Source organism: Microbacterium sp. (assembly GCF_017305435.1).
Classification (GTDB): Bacteria; Actinomycetota; Actinomycetes; order Actinomycetales; family Microbacteriaceae; genus Microbacterium.
Window position 1 is genome coordinate 121,648 of sequence record NZ_JAFKIP010000003.1, and the last position, 19,510, is coordinate 141,157.

Genomic DNA, 19,510 nt, shown 5'->3' on the forward strand with positions numbered 1-19,510 from the left:
CGCACCCTATCGGACGACGCGTCGCCGGCACAACGTCCGAGGACGATCGAGTCGTCCGCGCTCGCGCGGACGACTCAGCCGCGCGCGGCCGTGCTCTCGCGGAGGACGAGCTCAGTCGGGACGAGCGTCAGCTGCTGTGCGCGTTCGCCGTCGATCTCGGAGAGGAGCGCGCGGATCGCGGCTTCGCCGACACGCGCGAAGTGCTGGCGGACGGTCGTGAGCGGCGGCCAGTAGTTGCCCGACTCGGGCATGTCGTCGAAGCCCACGACACTGACATCCGCGGGCACGGCGCGTCCCGCCTCGTGCAGCGCCCGGATCACTCCGAGGGCCATCTGATCGTTCGCCGCGAAGACCGCCGTGACCTCGGCATCCGCCGCCAGCCACGCACCGATCCGGTGGCCGGACTCCGCGGTCCAGTCCCCCACCGCGACCTCCGGGACCCTCGCGCCGCGCGCCTCGAGCGCGTCGCGCCAGGCGACGATGCGGCGCTCGGCCGCGTACGACTCGCGCGGGCCGGACACGTGCCAGACCGTCTCGTGACCGAGATCGAGCAGATGCTCGGTCGCCAGCCGAGCCCCCTGCGCCTGGTCGTTGTCGACGATCGGGTACGCGTAGGCGGCGTTGGAGTCGACGACGACGACCGGGAGGCCGCTCGGCAGTGCGAGCTCGGACTCGTCGATCCGGTGCGTCTCGATGAGGATCACGACCCCATCCACGGCGTGCTCCCGGAGGCGCACGAACGCACCGGACACGTCGGACTGGGTCGCCGAGGCGACGGTGATGAGGGTGAGCGAGTAGCCCTCGGCGGCGGCGACGGATGCCACGGCGTCCAGAGTCCGCGTGTTTCCATAGCTCGACAGCGAGAACATGATGACGCCGATCGAGTGGAAGCGGCCCGAGCGAAGCGCACGGGCGGCGCTGTTCGGGCGATAGCCGAGGCGGTTCATCGCCTCGAGAACGCGTGCTCGGGTGTCGGGATCGACGTTGCTGCGGTCGTTCGCCACGCGCGAGACCGTCTGGCCCGAGACGCCCGCCGCCTCCGCGACATCCGCCATGGAGACCTCGCGTCGCCGCGTGCGGCCCTCACCCGTCGTCGTCGACGCGCCTTCGCCCATGTCCGGCCCCTCCGTGATGTTGACGTTGACATGCTAGCCCGAAGCGAGTTATGTTTACGTCAACATCCTCCGGTCGAGGCCGGCGGAACCTGCGTTCATAGAAGAGGCATCGGACGATGACGACCACGGCAGCACCACCCGAAAGGCTGCGGAGCACCCGCAGACGACGCGTCAGCGTCGAGCAGAGGGGATGGCTGTTCGTCGCCCCCTTCGCGATCGTCTTCGCGCTCGTCTTCCTCGCACCGCTCGTCTACTCGCTCTACCTCAGCTTCTTCCGCGAGCAGATCATCGGCGGCAACGCCTTCGTCGGGTTCGAGAACTACGGGGCGGCCTTCGCCGACCCCAAGCTCTGGGACGGCTTCGTCCGCGTGCTGCTGTTCCTGCTCATCCAGGTGCCGATCATGCTCGTGCTGGCCCTCGCCGCCGCACTCGCGATCGACAGCGCGCGCCTGCACGCATCGGGCTTCTACCGCATCGTGATCTTCCTGCCCTACGCCGTCCCGGCCGTCGTCGCGGTGCTCATGTGGGGCTACATCTACGGCGACCAGTTCGGCCTCGTCGGCAACCTCAACGACCTCCTCGGCGGCGAAGTGCTGAAGCCCTTCGTCCCGGAATGGATGATGGTCTCGATCGGCAACATCGTCACGTGGCAGTTCGTCGGCTACAACATGCTGATCTTCTACTCGTCGCTGAAGACCATCCCGGGCGACCTCTACGAAGCCGCCGCCCTCGACGGGGCCGGCACGTGGCGGACGATCTTCTCGATCAAGCTCCCGGCGCTGCGCGGATCCATCGTCATCGCGACGATCTTCTCGATCATCGGCAGCTTCCAGCTGTTCAACGAGCCCAACATCCTGAAGCCGCTCGCACCGAACACGATCACGACGTTCTACACGCCGAACATGTACGCCTACAACCTGTCGTTCGCCGGACAGCAGTACAACTACGCCGCCACCGTCGCCATCATCATGGGCCTGATCACCGCGATCGTGGCCTACGTGGTGCAGCTGCGCGGCTCCCGTCAGGAGATGCGATGACCGCCCCCGCGCTCGCCCGCTCGACACCGTTCGCCCGGCGGAAGTCCGTCGTGCTCACGGTCGTGATGAGCCTGTTCATCCTCTACACACTGCTGCCGCTCTTCTGGCTCGTCATCAACGCGACCAAGGAGCAGGGCGACCTGTTCACGACGTTCGGCCTGTGGTTCGGCGACAGCTTCCACCTGTGGGACAACATCGTCGAGACCTTCACCTATCGTGACGGGATCTTCCTGCGCTGGCTCGGCAACACCCTGCTGTACGTCGTCGTCGGCGCGGGCGGCGCGACGATCCTCGCCACGATGGCGGGCTACGGCCTCGCCAAGTACAACTTCCGCGGCCGGAAGGCGGTCTTCGCCGTCGTGATCGGCGCCGTCGCGGTGCCGGGCACGGCGCTCGCGGTGCCGACCTTCCTCATGTTCAGCCAGCTCGGGCTCACGAACACCCCCTGGGCGATCATCATCCCCTCCCTCATCAGCCCGTTCGGCCTCTACCTCATGTGGGTCTTCGCCGCCGACGCGGTGCCCACCGAGCTGCTGGAAGCCGCGCGGATGGATGGGGCGGGTGAGTTCCGGACCTTCTTCACCATCTCGATGAAGCTCCTGACCCCCGGCATCGTCACCGTGGTCCTCTTCACCGTCGTCGCGACCTGGAACAACTACTTCCTGCCGCTCATCATGCTGAGCGATCCGGCCTGGTACCCGCTCACCGTCGGCCTCAACCAGTGGAACGCCCAGGCCACGGGCGCCGCCGCCCAGCCCATCTACAACCTGGTGATCACGGGGTCGCTCCTGTCGATCATCCCCATCGTCGTCGCGTTCCTGCTGCTGCAGAGGTTCTGGCAGTCGGGACTCAGCGCCGGAAGCGTCAAGCAGTGATGAGGGGCACTGCCTGACCCCGCACTCCCCCTCACCGCCGGTGCGTCCTGCCCCGGAATCCACAACAACGAAGTGAAGGAACACCCATGTCACACCTGCGCACTGGCTCGGTGCTGCGCCGCGTCGCGATCGTCGCGACCGCCGCCGCCCTCGTCGGCGGATCGCTCGCCGCGTGCTCGTCGGGCGGCTCCACGTCCGGCTCCGGCTCGGCCGACGACCTCGCGGCAGCCCTGGAGAAGGGCGGCGAGATCACGTACTGGTCGTGGACCCCGTCCGCCGAGGACCAGGCCGCCGCCTTCGAGAAGCAGTACCCGAACGTGAAGGTGAACGTCGTCAACGCCGGCACCAACACCGAGGAGTACACCAAGCTGCAGAACGCGATCAAGGCCGGTTCGGGCGCCCCCGACGTCGTGCAGATCGAGTACTACGCCTTCCCGCAGTTCGCCCTCACCGACGGCCTGCTCGACCTCTCCTCGTACGGCTTCGGCGACCTGGAGGGCGACTACACGGCATCCACGTGGAACTCCGTCGACTTCGACGGCAAGATCTACGGCCTGCCGCAGGACTCGGGCCCCATGGCGATGTTCTACAACAAGAGCGTGTTCGACCAGTACGGGCTCACCGTGCCGACCACGTGGGACGAGTACATCGCGACGGCGAAGCAGCTGACCGCGGCCGACCCGACGAAGAAGATCACGAACGACACCGGCGACCCCGGCTTCGCGACCTCGATGATCTGGCAGGCCGGCGGACAGCCGTTCCAGGTCGACGGCACGAACGTCACGATCGACCTCGCCGACGAGGGCTCGCAGAAGTGGGCGAACACGTGGAACCAGCTCGTCTCGGGCGGTCTCCTCTCGGACGCCTCCAGCTGGAGCGACGAGTGGTTCAAGGGCCTCGGCGACGGCTCGATCGCGACCCTGATCATCGGCGCCTGGATGCCGGGGAACCTCGAGGCCTCCGTGCCCGACGCCGCCGGTGACTGGCGCGTCGCCCCGATGCCGACCTACGACGGCACCGCGGTGTCGGCCGAGAACGGCGGCGGCGGCCAGGCCGTGACCAAGCAGAGCCAGAACCCGGCCCTCGCGGCCGCGTTCCTGAAGTGGCTCAACAACGACCAGGCGAGCATCGACATCTTCTCCGCGTCGGGCGGCTTCCCGTCCACGACCGCCGACCTCACGTCGGACGCGTTCCTGAACGCCAAGTCGGAGTACTTCGGCGGCCAGCAGATCAACCAGGTGCTCGTGCAGGCGTCCCAGGACGTCCGCAAGGGCTGGCAGTACCTCCCCTTCCAGGTCTACGCGAACAGCATCTTCGGCGACACCGTGGGCCAGGCCTACGCGTCGAAGGGTGACCTGAACGACGGCCTGGCGGCCTGGCAGAAGCAGCTCGTGAGCTACGGCAACGAGCAGGGCTTCAGCGTCAACAAGTAATCGCACGCGAGGGGCGGGTCGCATCATCCGGCCCGCCCCTCGTCGCGTTCCACGATCGAGACGCCCGCCGAACGAACAGAACCGAACGAAAGACATCGTGACCACCTTCACCATCGGCGCCTCCGACTTCCTCCTCGACGGCGCCCCGCACCGGGTCATCGCCGGCGCGCTGCACTACTTCCGCATCCACCCCGACCACTGGGCCGATCGCATCCGCAAGGCGCGCCTCATGGGGCTCAACACGATCGAGACGTACGTCGCGTGGAACGCGCACGAGCCCGTCCGCGGCGAGTGGGATGCCACGGGTGCGAACGACCTCGGACGCTTCCTCGACCTCGTCGCCGCGGAGGGCATGCACGCGATCGTGCGCCCCGGCCCGTACATCTGCGCCGAGTGGCACAACGGCGGCCTGCCGGTGTGGCTCACGAGCACCCCCGGGATCGGCCTGCGCCGCAGCGAGCCGCAGTACCTCGCGGCGGTCACGGAGTTCCTGCGCCGCGTCTACGAGATCGTCGTGCCGCGCCAGATCGATCGCGGCGGCAATGTCGTGCTCGTCCAGATCGAGAACGAGTACGGGGCGTACGGGTCGGATGCCGAGTACCTGCGCGAGCTCGTGCGGGTGACGCGCGACGCCGGCATCACGGTGCCCCTCACGACGGTCGACCAGCCCGAACCCGGCATGCTCCGGGACGGGAGCCTTCCCGAACTTCATCGCACGGGCTCGTTCGGGTCGCGCGCGACCGAGCGTCTCGCCACCCTCCGCGAGCACCAGAGCACGGGACCGCTCATGTGCTCCGAGTTCTGGGACGGCTGGTTCGACTGGTGGGGCGGCGTGCACCACACGACCGACGCCGCGGCATCCGCCGCCGAACTCGACGCGCTCCTCGCCGCCGGCGCGTCGGTCAACATCTACATGCTGCACGGAGGCACCAACTTCGGCACGACGAACGGCGCGAACGACAAGGGCCGCTACGCGCCGATCGTGACGTCGTACGACTATGACGCGCCGCTCGACGAGTCCGGGTTCGCGACGGAGAAGTTCCACGCGTTCCGCGAGGTCATCGCGAAGTACGCGCCCGTGCCGGCCGAGTCCGTCCCCGTCCGGCCGACGGCTCCCGCGTTCGACGTACCGCTGACGGCGACGGGCGACTGGCTCCCCACGCCCGCCGCGGATGCCGGGGCCGCTGCCGTGCCGCCGACCTTCGAGGACCTGGGTCAGCTCGGCCCTCTCGTGCGCTACGACGTCACCCTGCCGGAGGAGCTCTTCGGCACCGCCGACGCGGCGCCGCTCGTCTTCGCGGAGGTGCGCGACCTGGCCTGGGTCGCCGTCGACGGCGTGACCGTCGGGCGCCTCTCGCGCGCGCTGCACGAGCGCGCCCTCACGATCCCGCGCGGCGTGCGCCTCACGGTCGTCGTGGAGGACCAGGGCCGCGTCAACTACGACCACCGCCTGGGCGAGGAGAAGGGTCTGATCGGTCCCGTGACGCTCGCCGGCCGGCAGCTCGAGGGCTGGTCGGCGACGCTCGTCGACGTCGAGCGGATCGCGGCGGACCTCGCGGCGCCGCGAGCGGCCGCCGGCTCGGGCGCGGCCGCCGGCCGGACCGCTCTGCGCGGCGCGTTCGCCCTCGACGCGGCATCCGACCTCTTCCTCGACACCGCGGCATGGGGCAAGGGCTACGTGTTCGTCAACGGGTTCTTCCTCGGGCGCTACTGGGCGGCCGGACCGCAGCGCACGCTCTACGTGCCCGGCCCCGTCACGCGCGCCGGCGCGAACGAGATCGTCGTGCTGGAACTGGACCAGGTCGTCGCATCGGTCGCCGCCTTCGTCGCCGCCCCCGACCTCGGGCACCGCGAGGAGTGACCGCCCGCATCGGGCAGGATGGATGACATGACGACGTGGCTTGTGACCGGCGGAGCCGGCTATATCGGAGCGCACGTGGTGCGCGCACTGCAGGCGGCGGGCATCGCACCCGTCGTCGTGGACGACCTCTCCAGCGGGCACGCGGGGTTCGTCCCCGGCGGTGTGCCGTTCGTGCGCGGCACGATCCTCGACGGCGAACTGCTCGCCGCGACGCTCCGCGAGCACGACGTCACGGGCGTCATCCACGTCGCGGGCTTCAAGTACGCGGGCGTCTCGGTGCAGCGCCCTCTGCACACGTACGCGCAGAACGTCGAGGGCACGCGGGTGGTCCTGCAGGCGATGGCGGATGCCGGTGTCCACAACATCGTGTTCTCCTCCTCCGCGGCGGTCTACGGCACCCCCGACGTGCCGCTCGTGACCGAGGATCTACCCAAGCGCCCGGCGTCGCCCTACGGCGAGTCGAAGCTCATCGGCGAGTGGCTGCTGCGCGACCAGGCCACGGCCACGGCATCCTCCGACGCGCCCCTCCGGCACACGTCGCTGCGGTACTTCAACGTCGTGGGCTCCGCCGACCCGACCGTGTACGACACGAGCCCGCACAATCTCTTCCCGATCGTGTTCGAGAAGCTCCTCGCGGGCGAGACGCCGCAGATCAACGGCGACGACTACGACACCGCCGACGGCACGAACGTGCGCGACTACGTTCACGTCGGGGACATCGCGGCCGCCCATGTCGTCGCCGCGCAGCGCCTCGAGTCGGGTGCGCCCGTCGAGCCGGCCTACAACCTCGGCTCGCAGAACGGGCTCAGCGTGAAGGAGATCATGGATGCCATGGCCCGGGTCACCGGCATCCCGTTCACGCCCGTCATCGGCCCGCGTCGAGCCGGGGACCCCGACCGCATCGTCGCGACCGGCGAGCTCGCCGCGCGCGACCTCGAGTGGCAGAACCGCTACACGGTGGACGAGATGGTCCGCACGGGCTGGGAGGCCCGCCGCGCCGCGAACTGAGTCCGCCCCAGCTCAAAGTTTGCGCTGGCCACGAACTCCGCAGAATGACACGAACTCCGCAGCCGGACACGCGATCGGTTGCGGAGTTCGTCACATCTTGCGTAGTTCCTACGCGGATGCCCGGATGACGAGTTCCGGCCTGAGCAGGACGGGCGCGACGGGGTCGCCCTCGATGCGCGCGACGAGCGACGCGATCGCCGCACGGCCGAGACCGTCGAAGTCCTGCCGGAGCGTCGTGAGCGGCGGACGGTAGTCGGCGGCATCCGCAATGTCGTCGAACCCGACGACGGCGACGTCTTCGGGCACGCGCCGTCCGCGGTCGGCCAGGGCGCGGAGCGCGCCGAGCGCCATCTGATCGTTCGCGCAGAAGAGCGCCGGGACGCCGTCGCCGAGCGCAGATGCGGCCGCGAAGCCGGATGCCGCGGTCCAGTCGCCGCGCACCAGCTCCGGCGCGGCGAGCCCGGCCGCCTCGAGCTCTTGCCGCCACCCGCGTTCGCGCTCCGCGGCCGCGAACGACCCCGACGGCCCCGCGAGGTGATGGACCGTGCCGCGCCCGAGAGCGAGCAGCCGGCGGGTTGCGGCCCGGGCACCGGCGGCATGGTCGGTCTGCACCGTGACGAACCGCGGCGCTCCGGCGGCCCGATCGTCGGCCGGCGCGTCGACGACGACGAGGGCGAGCCCCTCCGGAACGTCGAGCCCGCGCGCGAGCGCCGTCGCCTCGTTGAGGATCACGGCGCCGTCGACGCCCTGGTCGCGCAGGCGCGCGAAGCCCTCGGCGACGGCCTCGCGGCCCGCCGCCGTGACGACGGTGAGCGCGAACCCGCGTGCCGCCGCGGCGTCGGCGAGCGCCTGCAGCATGCGGGAATTGCCGACGGAGGCGAGCGTCGACACGATCAGCCCGATCGTGTCGGTGCGGCCGGTGCGGAGCGCCCGGGCCGCGCGATGCATGCGGTAGCCGAGGTCTTCCATCGCCGCCTCGACGCGGGCGCGCGTGGCGGGGTCGACCCGCGGCGAGTCGTTCACGACGCGGGAGACCGTCTGCGACGACACCCCCGCGACGGCGGCGACATCCGCCATGGAGGCTCGTCTCGGCGCCCGCGTGGCGCCCGGTTGCTCTGCCGCCATGACGAAACTCCTTCGAATCGGGTTGTGTTGACGATAACACGTTCGCTGAGGTACCGTGTGATCGTGAACATAACGGAGTTTCGCACGCAGGATCTGCCCGCCTTCCCCCTCGGCGGGGGCGTCGTCAAGCGGCCCACCCGCCTCGCCGATGGGCGCGAGCTGATCTACTTCGACGACCCGGGTACGACCCCCGGCGCCGCGCGCGCGGTCGATGCCCGCACGCTCGACCCCCGCCCGGAGACGGCCACCATGCGCCAGGACATCCTCACCGGCGACTGGATCTCGGTCGCCGCGGCCCGTCAGAATCGCGCCTTCCTCCCGCCCGCCGAGCTCGACCCGCTCGCCCCGCAGACACCGACCAACCCGTCCGAGATCCCGTCGTCCTACGATGTCGCGGTCTTCGAGAACCGCTCGCCGTCGTTCGGCCCCGCGTTGGCGGAGGTCACGGGCATCGCCGAAGCCACGGGAGACGCCCCCGTCGCCGCCGACCCGCCGCGCGGGCTCGACGACCTCGCCCACCTCGGGCTCGGCCGCACCCGCACGAGCGTCGGCCGATGCGAGGTCGTCTGCTTCTCCCCCGAGCACACGGGCTCGTTCGGCACCCAGACGGTCACCCGCGCGCGCACCGTCATCGAGGCGTGGGCCGACCGCACCGCCGCTCTGTCGCAGCTGCCCGGCATCCAGCAGGTCTTCCCGTTCGAGAACCGCGGCGAGGCGATCGGGGTCACCCTGCACCACCCGCACGGGCAGATCTACTCCTACCCGTATGTGACACCGCGGACGCTCCGCCTGCTCGACTCGATCGACCGCACCGCGCCGGACCTCTTCGAGCGCATCCTCGAGTTCGAGCAGAACGGCCCGCGCGTCGTCCTGCGCGGCGAGCACTTCACCGCGTTCGTGCCGTTCGCGGCGCGGTGGCCCATCGAGCTGCACGTCCTGCCGCACCGCCACGTCCCCGATCTCGCCGCGCTGACGGATGCCGAGCGCGACGAACTCGCCCCCTTCTACCTGCGGCTGCTGCGCGGCATCGACGCGCTCTACGACACACTCCCCAAGCACACTCCACCCGCCGCTGACGCGTCGGGCGGAGCCTCCGTGCTCGGGGCCCCAACCCCCTACATCGCCGCGTGGCACCAGGCCCCCGTGCACGTCGGCCGCGACACGGTCCGCCTCAACCTGCAGCTGACGAGCCCGCGACGCGCGGCCGACAAGCTCAAGTACCTCGCCGGCTCCGAGGCGGCGATGGGCGCCTGGATCGGCGATGTCCCCCCCGAGACCGCCGCCACCCGGCTTCGCGAAGCCGTCGAAGGAGTGACGCTGTGAGCACGCCCACGTCCGCAACCTGGTCTGCCCGAGCCGAAGGCACCTGGTCAGCGCCCGGCCGCGTCAACCTCATCGGCGAGCACACGGACTACAACGACGGCTTCGTCTTCCCGTTCGCGATCGAGTACCGCACGAGCGTCGACCTCGCGGTGCGCGCCGACGGCCGCATCCGCGTCTCGTCGTCGTTCGACCCGGACCCGGTCGAGGTCGCCCTCGCCGACCTCGACGACCTCTTCCCCGGCCGCCGCGACGAGGTCGTCGAATGGGCGCGCTATCCACTCGGCGTCGCGTGGGCGCTCCTTCGGGCGACGAGGCGGAGTGCGGCATCCGTGCCGGGCGTCGACCTCGTCTTCCGCTCCGACGTGCCCGTCGGCGCGGGGCTCTCGTCGTCCGCGGCGATCGAGGGCGCGACGGCGGTCGCCCTGAACGACGTCTGGGGCCTCGGCCAGGACCGCGTCGCGCTCGCGAAGGTCGGACGCCGGGCCGAGAACGAGGCGGTCGGCGCCCCCACCGGGATCATGGACCAGATGGCATCCCTCCTCGGCCGCACCGACGCCGGCACGTTCCTCGACTGCCGGACGCTGGATGCCGAGGTCACGGACCTCGGGTTCGCCCCCGCGGGCCTGGAACTCCTCGTCATCGACACCCGCGTGACCCACGCGCACTCGACCGGCGGCTACGGCGAGCGCCGCGCCGCGTGCGAGCGGGGCGCGGCGATCATGGGCGTTCCGGCGCTGCGCGACCTCGGCGTCGCCGACCTGCCGCGTGCGCAGGAGCTGATGGACGACGTCACCTTCCGCCGCGTGCGTCACGTGGTGACGGAGGATCAGCGCGTGCTCGACACCGTCGCGACGCTCCGCGCCGACGGCCCCCGCGCGATCGGGGGACTGCTGGATGCCTCGCACGCCTCGATGCGCGACGACTTCGAGATCTCGGTGCCCGAGCTCGACACGGCGGTCGAGGCGGCACGCGCCGCCGGCGCGATCGGCGCGCGGATGACCGGCGGCGGCTTCGGCGGCGCCGCGATCGCCCTCGTCGACGCGGGCCTCGTCGCCGACGTGACCGCGGCGGTCGAGGCGGCGTTCGCCGAGGCCGGATTCGGCGCACCGCACATCTTCACCGTGCGTCCGTCGGAGGGGGCTCGCCGCGACGCGTGAGCGAGGGTAGCGTCGGACCATGGCCTTCATCACTGTCGGCACCGAGAACTCGGCCGACATCGAGATCTTCTACACCGATCACGGACCGGCGGACGCTCAGCCCGTCGTCCTCATCCACGGCTTCCCGCTGAACGGCGAATCGTGGGACCTGCAGAGCCGGGCTCTCCTGGATGCCGGGTACCGCGTGATCGCGTACGACCGGCGCGGGTTCGGCGCCTCCACGAAGACGGCGACGGGCTCCGACTACGACACGTTCGCGGCCGATCTGCACGCGCTCGTCGACGATCTCGAGCTCGAAGACGCCGTGCTCGTCGGCTTCTCGATGGGAACGGGCGAGATCGCGCGGTACCTGTCGCGCTACGGCGCGAGCCACGTCGCGAAGGTCGCCTTCCTCGGTTCGCTCGAACCGTATCTCCTCATCACGGACGACAACCCGGACGGCGCCGGCGACCAGGCGTACTTCGACGGCACGGCGACCGCCGTCGCGGAGGACCGGTACGCGTTCCTCACCGGGTTCTTCCGCGACTTCTACAACCTCGACGACAATCTGGGTTCCCGCATCTCGCAGGAGGCGGTGGATGCCTCGGTGCAGGTGGCGGGCCTCGCGGGGAACGCCGCGATCGCGGCCGCGCCCCTGACGTGGCCGACCGATTTCCGCGGGGACATCCCCGCGATCACCGTGCCGACCCTCATCCTGCACGGCACGGCCGACAACATCCTGCCGATCGACAAGACCGCGCGGCGGTTCCGCGAACTCGTGCCGGAGGCGACGCCGCTCACCTATGTCGAGATCGACGGCGCCCCGCACGGCCTGCTGCGCACGCACGGCGCCGAGGTGAACGAGGCGCTGCTCGCGTTCCTGCGCGCGTGACCGCGCGACGAGATCAGGCCTGCGGGGCGCCCCCGGCGTTGGCCATCGCGATGAGGCCGTCGATCATCTCGGGGGATGCCGCGTCGCCGGCCATCATCGAGATGCGGCCGAACGGGAACGACGCCATCATCGCGGTCGGATCGACGCCCTCGGGCATGATGTCGGCGACGCCCTCCATGCCCTGCATCATCTGGGCGATCGCGGCCTGGATGATCGGGCCGGCGATCGGGTGCGCCAGGACCTCGCCCATCGACGATTCGCGGCTGAGCGGCAGCACGACCTGGTCGCCGTCGATCGCGACCGTCACCGTCGACCGGACGTCACGGCTCGACGCCGCGACCTCGACCGTGTACTCGCCGCCCTCGACGACCCAGCGGTCGACGCGCGTGTCCCAGTAGGCGAGGTCGTCGCGACGCACCGTCAGGGAGACCGAACGGGTCTCCCCGGGCTCGAGCGCGACGGACGCGAAAGCCTTGAGTTCCCGCGGCGCGCGCTGCACCGCCGAGGCGACCGGCGCGACGTACGCCTGCACGACCTCGCGACCGGCGACCGCCCCCGTGTTCGTCACCGGCACCGTCACGACGACATCGCCGTCGGCGCCGACGGATGCCGAGGCATCCCCGTACGCGAAGGTCGTGTAGGACAGCCCGTGTCCGAAGGGGAAGGCGACATCGAGGCCGCGCGCGTCGTACCAGCGGTACCCGACGAACAGTCCCTCGCCGTAGCGGACGTGCCCGAACTCTCCCGGGAAGTCGAGGTACGCCGGGGTGTCCGACAGCCGCAGCGGGATCGTCTCGGTGAGCTTGCCCGACGGGTTGACATCACCGAACAGGACGTCGGCGGTCGCAGAGCCGCCGGCCTGACCGAGCAGCCAGGCCTCCACGATCGCGGGCACGCGGCCGGCGAACGGCAGCGCGACGACGCCGCCGTTCGACAGCACGACGACGATGTTCGGGGTGACCTCGAGCAGCGCGTCGAGCAGCGCCAGCTGCTCCGCGGGCAGGTCGATGTCGGTGCGGTCGTACCCCTCCGACTCGATGCGTGCGGGGAGCCCGAGGAAGAGCACGACGGTGTCGACGCCGGATGCCGCGGCGACGGCCTCTTCGCGGAGGGCCGTCTGCTCGGCATCCGTCGCTCCCGGCGCGACCGAGAAGCCGGCCGCGTACGCGACGTCACCGCCCGCCGCCGCCCGGATCGCGGTGAGCGCGTCGTCGAGGCGCGTGGGGTTGATCATCGACGAACCGGCGCCCTGGTAGCGCGGCTTCTCGGCGAACGCGCCGACGACGGCGAGCTTCGCGTCACGGCGCAGCGGGAGCAGGCCCTCCTGGTTCTGCAGCAGCACGGCTGAGCGACCCGCCGCCTCGCGGGCGAGCGCGTGATGCGCGTCGACGTCGAGCGGACCGGAGACGCGCCCGGCGCCGGCCTGCGCCTTCTCGACGAGGTCGATCACGCGCTGCGCGGCGACATCCAGCGCCGCCTCGTCGAGCGATCCGTCGTGCACCGCGGCGACGAGCTGGCGGTCGGTGACGCCGTTCGACGACGGCATCTCGAGGTCGAGGCCCGCCGGCAGCCCCTTCACGCGGTCGTTGACAGCGCCCCAGTCGCTCACGACGACCCCGTCGTACCCCCAGTCATCGCGCAGCACCTGGGTCAGCAGCCACGGGTCCTCCGACGCGTAGACGCCGTTGATCTTGTTGTAGGCGCACATGACGGTCCACGGCTGGGCATCCTTCACGACCCGCTCGAAGCCGCGCAGGTAGATCTCGCGCAGCGGGCGGGGGTCGACGTCGGACGAGATCCGCATGCGGTCCTCCTCCTGGTTGTTCGCCGCGAAATGCTTGAGCGACGTGCCCACGCCCTGCGACTGGATGCCGCGGACGATGGCCGTTCCCAGCACGCCCGAGACGATCGGGTCCTCGGAGAAGTACTCGAAGTTGCGGCCGCACAGCGGCGAGCGCTTGATGTTGATGCCCGGGCCGAGCAGCACCGCGACGTTCTCGATCGAGGTCTCCGCGCCGAGCGCGCGGCCGACACGCTCGATCAGATCGACATCCCACGACGAACCGAGACCCACAGCCGGCGGGAAACAGGTCGCGGGGACCGAGTCGCCCATCCCGAGGTGGTCGCCGCCCTCGCGCTGCTTGCGCAGGCCGTGCGGGCCGTCGGTGAGCATGATCGCCGGCAGCCCCACCCGATCGATCGGCTTGGTGTACCAGAAGCTCGCGCCGCTGGTGAGCGACGCCTTCTCCTCGAGGGTGAGGTCGGATGCCGAGATGTCGGCCATGGGCGGTTCCTTTCGTGGAGGCGTGTCAGCGGACGGACTTGATCGGCCAGATGGCGAGGGCGCCGAGGATACCGAGGACGATCGCGACGGGGAAGAGCCCCGCGTATCCGACGGCGAGCACGATCGCGCCGGCGACGGCGGGGGCGAGGGTCTGCGGCAGCGTCGCGGCGATGTTGACGACGCCGAGATCCTTCGCGAAGGACTTCGCCGACGGCAGCACTTCGCTGATGAGGGCGGTGTCGACGGCCTGGAACATGCCGAACCCGAAGCCGGCGATGAAGGTCATGATCATCCACGCCGTGATGTCCTGCCACATCCACGGCAGGAGGAACGCGAGACTCACGAACGCGGCGGAGCCGAAGACGAAGGGCTTGCGGCGGCCGACCCGGTCGGAGAGCGGCCCGGAGACCGCCGTCGAGATGATGATGCCGACGAGGCTCAGGAGCCCCAGCATCGGGATCACGGTCTCGGGGTGGTCGACGTGGAAGTAGTACTGCAGCAGGTAGAGCTGGTAGCCCGTGACGGCGAAGTAGCCGGTGTACAGGAGAAGGCGCCCCGTGAACGCCCAGAAGAAGTCGGGGTTCGCGACCGGGTTCACCCAGAACGTGCGCAGGAACTCGCCGAGGCTGAACGGCTCGGGCGTGATGCGCGTGCTCGATCGGTCGGGGTTGGCCACGACGAAGAGGGTGAGGATCACGACCGACAGCACCGCGAAGGTGATGTAGCCGGCGGTGATGCTGTTGAAGAACAGCGACCCGACGATCTGGCCGCCGATCGCGCCGACCATGAGGCCGATCCCGGTGATCGCGGCGAACGTGCCGCGGCGTGCCTGCGGGACGCGATCGGGCATGATCGCCGACAGCGGGCCCTGGGCGAAGTTGTAGCAGATCTGCACGAGCGTCCAGGCGATGATGAAGCCGACGAGGGTCGACGCGAACGCGAGCCCGATGAGCGAGAGCGCGCCGGCGAGAGCGCCGAGGACGATCCACGGGGCGCGGCGCCCGAAGCGCGACCGCGTGCGGTCGGAGATCTGGCCCGCGATGGGCTGGGCGACCATCGCGGCGAACGCGCCGATCGTCGAGATGATGGCGAGGTTCGCGACGTTCGCCTGATTCGCCTCGCCGAACGCGAGCGTCACCTGGTGGGGCAGCAGGATGCCGGGGACCGCACCCCACACCATGAAGACCGCGACGTTCGCGGGGAAGATCCACCACAGCAGTCGCCGCAGACCCTTCACGGGAGCGGGCGGATCGTCTTGCCCGGAAGCCTGTGCGATGAACGTGTTCTCGGTCATCGGTGCGGACGGCACGGTGGGCGAATCTGACATCGTCGTCAAGTCCTCTCGGCGCTCACCCTGAGCGCCACCGCGAAAACCATATGACACTAGGTTTTGAAAATCAACCGTTCTTCGCTTAACTCTTCCCATGAGCGAGAAACGACGCGGCTCGTACGCGAAAGGAATCGCCAAGCGCGAGGAGATCCTCGAGCGCGCCCTGGACGTCATCGCGAGCGAGGGCTACGCGGGGGCCTCGGTGCGTGCGATCGCCGACGCCGTCGGCTTGAGCCAGGCGGGGCTGCTGCACTACTTCGATTCGAAGGAGGAGCTCTTCACCGAGATCCTGCGGAAGCGCGATGAGGTGGATGCCGCGCTCTTCGGCGGCGTCGATGCGACCAGCGCGACCGCCGAGGAGCTGCACGAGGGCTACGTCGCGGTCGTGCGCCACAACACCGACGTCCCCGGGCTCGTCCACCTCTTCTCACGACTCGCGGTGGATGCCGCGGACCCCGCCCACCCCGCGCACGACTACTTCCTCGCGCGCGGCGCCGGACTGCGAGTCCTCTACGTCGACGCGCTCGAGCGCGCCCAGCGGGAGGGCGCGCTCACCTCCGACGTCGACGCCGAGACGCTCGCCCGCATCCTGCAGGCCGTCGCGGACGGCATGCAGCTGCAGTGGATGCTCGACCCCGACGTCGATATGGCGGCGACGATCGACGCCGTCTTCACGCTTCTGACGGCTCAGCGCAGCGGCGCGACCGACGCGTAGGCATCCCCCTGGTCGCGCACGGGGACGTCGTAGACCCGCGCCGTCTCGTCCGGGACCCAGCGCGGCCACGGCACCGCACCGGACACCACGAAGCGGACCGCGTCCGAGTGCATGCGCTCGGCGAGCTCCTGCGGCGGCTGCGGGCCCGCGAGCGCCTCGATGGCAGGGCCGTCGAGGCAGTCGAAGAAGAACGGCACGTCGAGGCAGTGCTCGGCGAAGCCGAACGCGCCGGACGGCCACGAGAACCGGTACGCCCACGACGGCGCGTCACCACGCGCATCGGCGATGATCGGCAGCCGCGCCCGGAACATGCGGTCGGTGAGATACCTGCCCGCGACGCGGGCCGTGCTGAGCTTCGCGACATCCGCGTTCGCCGCGAGATAGTCGCGGCGAACGGTGCCGGTCAGCCCGAGCCTGCCGAGCACGACCCGGCGCGGAATCCAGCGCATCAGCTTCTCCTGACCGATCAGCGCCATCGTGAACTCGTCATCGGTCGTCCCCATGACGAGCGGCTTGTCCGCGCCGACGCCGGCACGCAGCGAGTCGACCGTCGACATCGTGAGCAGGTCACCGTCCACGGTGGGGCCGAGCCCCAGCCCGGTGGTCATCATCTCGGACATCGCGGCCGGCGTCATCGCCGTCGCGGCGCGCTGCACCTCGAGCAGACGCTCTTCCGACAGGGTCGCGAAACCGGCGCGGTCGCAGGCGACGCCCGCAGCGGTCGCGAGCTTCTCGGCGAGCGCGATCGCCCGCTCACGCGACACGTCGGCGAGGGCGCCCGACAGCGACCACACTCCGTGGAAGAGGTGCTGCGCGCTCGGCATCCCGAGCAGCGTCAGCACGGCGCCGCCGCCGGCCGACTGCCCCGCGATGGTCACACGGCCCGGGTCGCCGCCGAACGCGGCGATGTTCTGCTGCACCCACTCGAGGCCGGCGATCCAGTCGCGGACGCCGCGGTTCGAGGGCGCGCCGTCGATCCAGCCGAAGCCGTCGAACCCCAGCCGGTACGAGAGCGACACGGTCACGACGCCGTCGCGATTGAACGCTCGGCCGTCGTACCAGGGGCTCGCGGGCGAACCGGCGAAGAAGCCGCCACCGTGGATCCAGACGAGGACGGGCAGACCCGTCGCGGTCGGATCGGGGGTGAAGACGTTGACGTTGAGCGTCGCGTCGCCGGGCACACTCGGTTCGGGGATGAGCGTCACCCCGGGGTCGCCGCGCTGAGCCGTCGCACCGAACGCGAGCGCGTCGCGCACGCCCTCCCACGCGGGCACCGGCTCCGGCGCCGCGAACCGCAGCTCGCCGACGGGCGCCTGCGCGAACGGGATGCCGAGGAACGCGGCCGATCGCGCGTTCGAGTCGGGGATCTCGCGCCATCGGCCGCGCACGCGGCCCGAGACGGTGTCGACGTCGACGAACTCTTCGGGACCCATCGCGCTCCTCCTCGAGCCTTCCACCTCAATACCGTGTGACGTTCGGGAATCAGACTAGCCCTGCGGGTCGCCCGATCTCATCACGGCATCCGGAATCCGCCGGCGGATGACGGCGATCGCCTCGGGATTGTCGTCGACCAGCACGGCATCGCGTCCGAGGGCCGCCGCCACCGCCCCGGTCGTCCCGCTGCCCGCGAAGAGGTCGAGCACCCGGTCTCCGGGGCGGCTGGATGCCTGCACGATGCGCCGCAGGACCCCCTCGGGCTTCTGCGTGGGATAACCCGTCCGCTCCGCGCCGCCCGTCGGCACGATCGTGTGCCACCAGACGTCGGTGGGGAGTTTGCCGCGCTCGGCCTTCTCGGCCGACACGAGCCCGGGAGCCATGTAGGGCTCCCGGTCCACGGCGTCGGAGTCGAACCAATAGCGGTCCGGATCCTTGACGTACACGAGGATCGTGTCGTGCTTGGTCGGCCAGCGCCGCTTCGACTTGGCGCCGTAGTCGTACGCCCAGATGAGCTCGTTGAGGAAGCACTCGCGTCCGAAGAGCGCGTCGAGCAGGACCTTGGCGTAGTGCGCCTCGCGGTAGTCGAGGTGCAGGTACAGGGTTCCGTCGTCCGTCAGCAGCCGCCGCGCCTCGCGCAGGCGCGGCGCGAGGAAGGCCTCGTAGTCGTCGAAGCGGTCGTCGTAGACGCGCACGCCGCCCCGCAGACGCGCGTACCCGGTGCCGCGGAAGCCCGTCTGCGTCCCGCGCTCCCCCGTGCGCGGCGCGGCGCTGTCGGTGCGCGTCCGTGACCGACCGGTGTTGAAGGGCGGATCGAGGTAGACGAGCGTGAAGCTCGCGTCCGGCAGCGACCGGGCGACCTCGAGATTGTCGCCGTGGATGATCTCGACGGTCACGGAACGCGGTGCAGCCAGGCATCCGTCGCGAACTTGGACGCCACGAGCGCCTCGGCCTCGGCATATTCCTCTTCGGTGATATGACCGGGCTGCGCGCCGTAGAGGTTCGCGAACGTGTCCTTGAGGCGCTCGATGATGGCCTCGCGCGGCAGGCCGGTCTGCGACCGCAGCGGATCGACCCGCTTCGCCGCGGACGTCGTGCCCTTGTCGCTCAGCTTCTCGCGCCCGATCCGGAGGACTTCGGTCATGACCTGACCGTCCATGTCGTACGACATCGTCGCGTGGTGCAACACGCCGCCCCCGGCGAGCCGCTTCTGGGCGGCGCCGCCGATCTTGCCCTTCGACGAGGCGATGTCGTTGAGCGGCTGATACGTGGCATCCACACCGAGGGAACGCAGCGCCTGCAGCACCCAGTCGTCGAGGAACGCGTAGGAGTCGGCGAACGTGAGACCCGCGACGAGGGATGCCGGCACGTACAGGGAGTACGTCACGATCGACCCTGCGCCCATCATCATCGCGCCGCCGCCGGAGATGCGCCGCACGACGTCGTAGCCGTGGCGGGCGGCCCCCTCGGGGTCGACCTCGTTGCGGTAGGACTGGAACGAGCCGATCACGACCGCCGATTCGTTCCACTCCCAGATCCGCAGTGTGGGATTGCGCAGCCCCGCGCCGACGCGACCTGTGAGCACCTCGTCGAGGGCGAGGTTCATGCGTGGCGACACCGCCTTCTCGTGGACGATCTCCCACGTGAAGTCCTTCCACCCCGGCGCGGTGACGAGCGCGCGGCGGACGGCGGTGCCGACCGCCTCGGGCGTGAAGCCGAGGAGCTGGGCACCCTCGGGCAGTGCGGCGCGGACGGCGGCGGCGATGCCCGCGGCATCCGTCTCCACCGGCAGGCCCGTGACCGCGGCGTCGATGTCCTGCAGGGCGTCGTCGGGTTCGAGGAAGAAGTCTCCGGCAAGGTGGAAGTCGGCGATGCGGCCGTCCGTCACCTCGAGATCGACGACGACGAGCTTCCCGCCCGGAACCTTGTACTCCCCGTGCAT

16 protein-coding genes are annotated in these 19,510 nt (G+C 70.4%); 9 read left to right on the forward strand and 7 right to left on the reverse strand.

Annotated features, from left to right (window positions below; translation table 11 throughout):
- Nucleotides 1-74: 74 nt before the first annotated feature.
- On the reverse strand, nt 75-1,115 hold the full coding sequence (locus tag J0I43_RS03995; RefSeq protein ID WP_292859402.1) for a LacI family DNA-binding transcriptional regulator: 1,041 nt from the start codon (nt 1,113-1,115) through the stop codon (nt 75-77).
- A 116-nt stretch (nt 1,116-1,231) separates the two neighbouring features.
- Between J0I43_RS03995 and J0I43_RS04000 the strand changes: the two genes are divergently transcribed.
- From J0I43_RS04000 to galE, 5 genes are all read left to right on the forward strand, one after another.
- Nucleotides 1,232-2,152 (forward strand): carbohydrate ABC transporter permease, encoded by a 921-nt coding sequence (locus tag J0I43_RS04000; protein WP_292859405.1) that lies wholly within the window; start codon nt 1,232-1,234, stop codon nt 2,150-2,152.
- Nucleotides 2,149-3,027, forward strand: coding sequence for a carbohydrate ABC transporter permease (locus tag J0I43_RS04005; protein ID WP_292859407.1), 879 nt, complete (start codon nt 2,149-2,151; stop codon nt 3,025-3,027). Before J0I43_RS04000 ends, J0I43_RS04005 begins: the two co-directional genes overlap by 4 nt.
- An 86-nt stretch (nt 3,028-3,113) precedes the next feature.
- Nucleotides 3,114-4,460, forward strand: a complete 1,347-nt coding sequence (locus tag J0I43_RS04010; protein ID WP_292859410.1) for a sugar ABC transporter substrate-binding protein — start codon at nt 3,114-3,116, stop codon at nt 4,458-4,460.
- Nucleotides 4,461-4,557: 97 nt separating this feature from the next.
- Nucleotides 4,558-6,321, forward strand: a complete 1,764-nt coding sequence (locus J0I43_RS04015) for a beta-galactosidase family protein (RefSeq protein WP_292859413.1) — start codon at nt 4,558-4,560, stop codon at nt 6,319-6,321.
- A gap of 18 nt (nt 6,322-6,339) precedes the next feature.
- The gene (gene galE / locus J0I43_RS04020; RefSeq protein ID WP_292859416.1) at nt 6,340-7,329 is read left to right on the forward strand and encodes a UDP-glucose 4-epimerase GalE; all 990 of its coding nucleotides are present in this window, start codon (nt 6,340-6,342) and stop codon (nt 7,327-7,329) included.
- Between the two features lie 108 nt (nt 7,330-7,437).
- Here galE and J0I43_RS04025 read toward each other — a convergent pair whose 3' ends face one another.
- Complete coding sequence (locus tag J0I43_RS04025) at nt 7,438-8,406, reverse strand: LacI family DNA-binding transcriptional regulator (protein ID WP_292859419.1); 969 nt, start codon at nt 8,404-8,406, stop codon at nt 7,438-7,440.
- A gap of 111 nt (nt 8,407-8,517) precedes the next feature.
- Here J0I43_RS04025 and J0I43_RS04030 point away from each other — a divergent pair, with 111 nt between their 5' ends.
- From J0I43_RS04030 to J0I43_RS04040, 3 genes are read left to right on the forward strand one after another with little or no spacing between them, the layout of a single operon-like run.
- Nucleotides 8,518-9,777, forward strand: a complete 1,260-nt coding sequence (locus J0I43_RS04030; protein WP_292859422.1) for a galactose-1-phosphate uridylyltransferase — start codon at nt 8,518-8,520, stop codon at nt 9,775-9,777.
- On the forward strand, nt 9,774-10,934 hold the full coding sequence (gene galK / locus J0I43_RS04035) for a galactokinase (protein WP_292859425.1): 1,161 nt from the start codon (nt 9,774-9,776) through the stop codon (nt 10,932-10,934). Before J0I43_RS04030 ends, galK begins: the two co-directional genes overlap by 4 nt.
- A 19-nt stretch (nt 10,935-10,953) precedes the next feature.
- A complete protein-coding gene (locus tag J0I43_RS04040; RefSeq protein WP_292859428.1) occupies nt 10,954-11,805 on the forward strand; it encodes an alpha/beta fold hydrolase in 852 nt (283 codons plus the stop codon).
- A 13-nt stretch (nt 11,806-11,818) separates the two neighbouring features.
- Here the strand turns inward: J0I43_RS04040 and J0I43_RS04045 are convergent, their stop codons facing one another.
- Both J0I43_RS04045 and J0I43_RS04050 read right to left on the reverse strand, forming a co-directional pair.
- A complete protein-coding gene (locus J0I43_RS04045; protein WP_292859431.1) occupies nt 11,819-14,089 on the reverse strand; it encodes a glycoside hydrolase family 3 C-terminal domain-containing protein in 2,271 nt (756 codons plus the stop codon).
- A gap of 25 nt (nt 14,090-14,114) precedes the next feature.
- Nucleotides 14,115-15,416, reverse strand: a complete 1,302-nt coding sequence (locus tag J0I43_RS04050; RefSeq protein WP_292859434.1) for an MFS transporter — start codon at nt 15,414-15,416, stop codon at nt 14,115-14,117.
- 97 nt (nt 15,417-15,513) lie between these two features.
- Between J0I43_RS04050 and J0I43_RS04055 the strand changes: the two genes are divergently transcribed.
- Nucleotides 15,514-16,134, forward strand: a complete 621-nt coding sequence (locus tag J0I43_RS04055; RefSeq protein WP_292859437.1) for a TetR/AcrR family transcriptional regulator — start codon at nt 15,514-15,516, stop codon at nt 16,132-16,134.
- Here J0I43_RS04055 and J0I43_RS04060 read toward each other — a convergent pair.
- From J0I43_RS04060 to J0I43_RS04070, 3 genes are read right to left on the reverse strand one after another with little or no spacing between them, the layout of a single operon-like run.
- Nucleotides 16,107-17,567 (reverse strand): carboxylesterase family protein, encoded by a 1,461-nt coding sequence (locus J0I43_RS04060; RefSeq protein WP_292859440.1) that lies wholly within the window; start codon nt 17,565-17,567, stop codon nt 16,107-16,109. The two genes, J0I43_RS04055 and J0I43_RS04060, sit on opposite strands and share 28 nt — an antisense overlap.
- A 54-nt stretch (nt 17,568-17,621) precedes the next feature.
- The gene (locus J0I43_RS04065) at nt 17,622-18,464 is read right to left on the reverse strand and encodes a DNA methyltransferase (protein ID WP_292859443.1); all 843 of its coding nucleotides are present in this window, start codon (nt 18,462-18,464) and stop codon (nt 17,622-17,624) included.
- On the reverse strand, nt 18,461-19,510 hold the full coding sequence (locus tag J0I43_RS04070) for a biotin/lipoate A/B protein ligase family protein (RefSeq protein ID WP_292859446.1): 1,050 nt from the start codon (nt 19,508-19,510) through the stop codon (nt 18,461-18,463). Before J0I43_RS04070 ends, J0I43_RS04065 begins: the two co-directional genes overlap by 4 nt.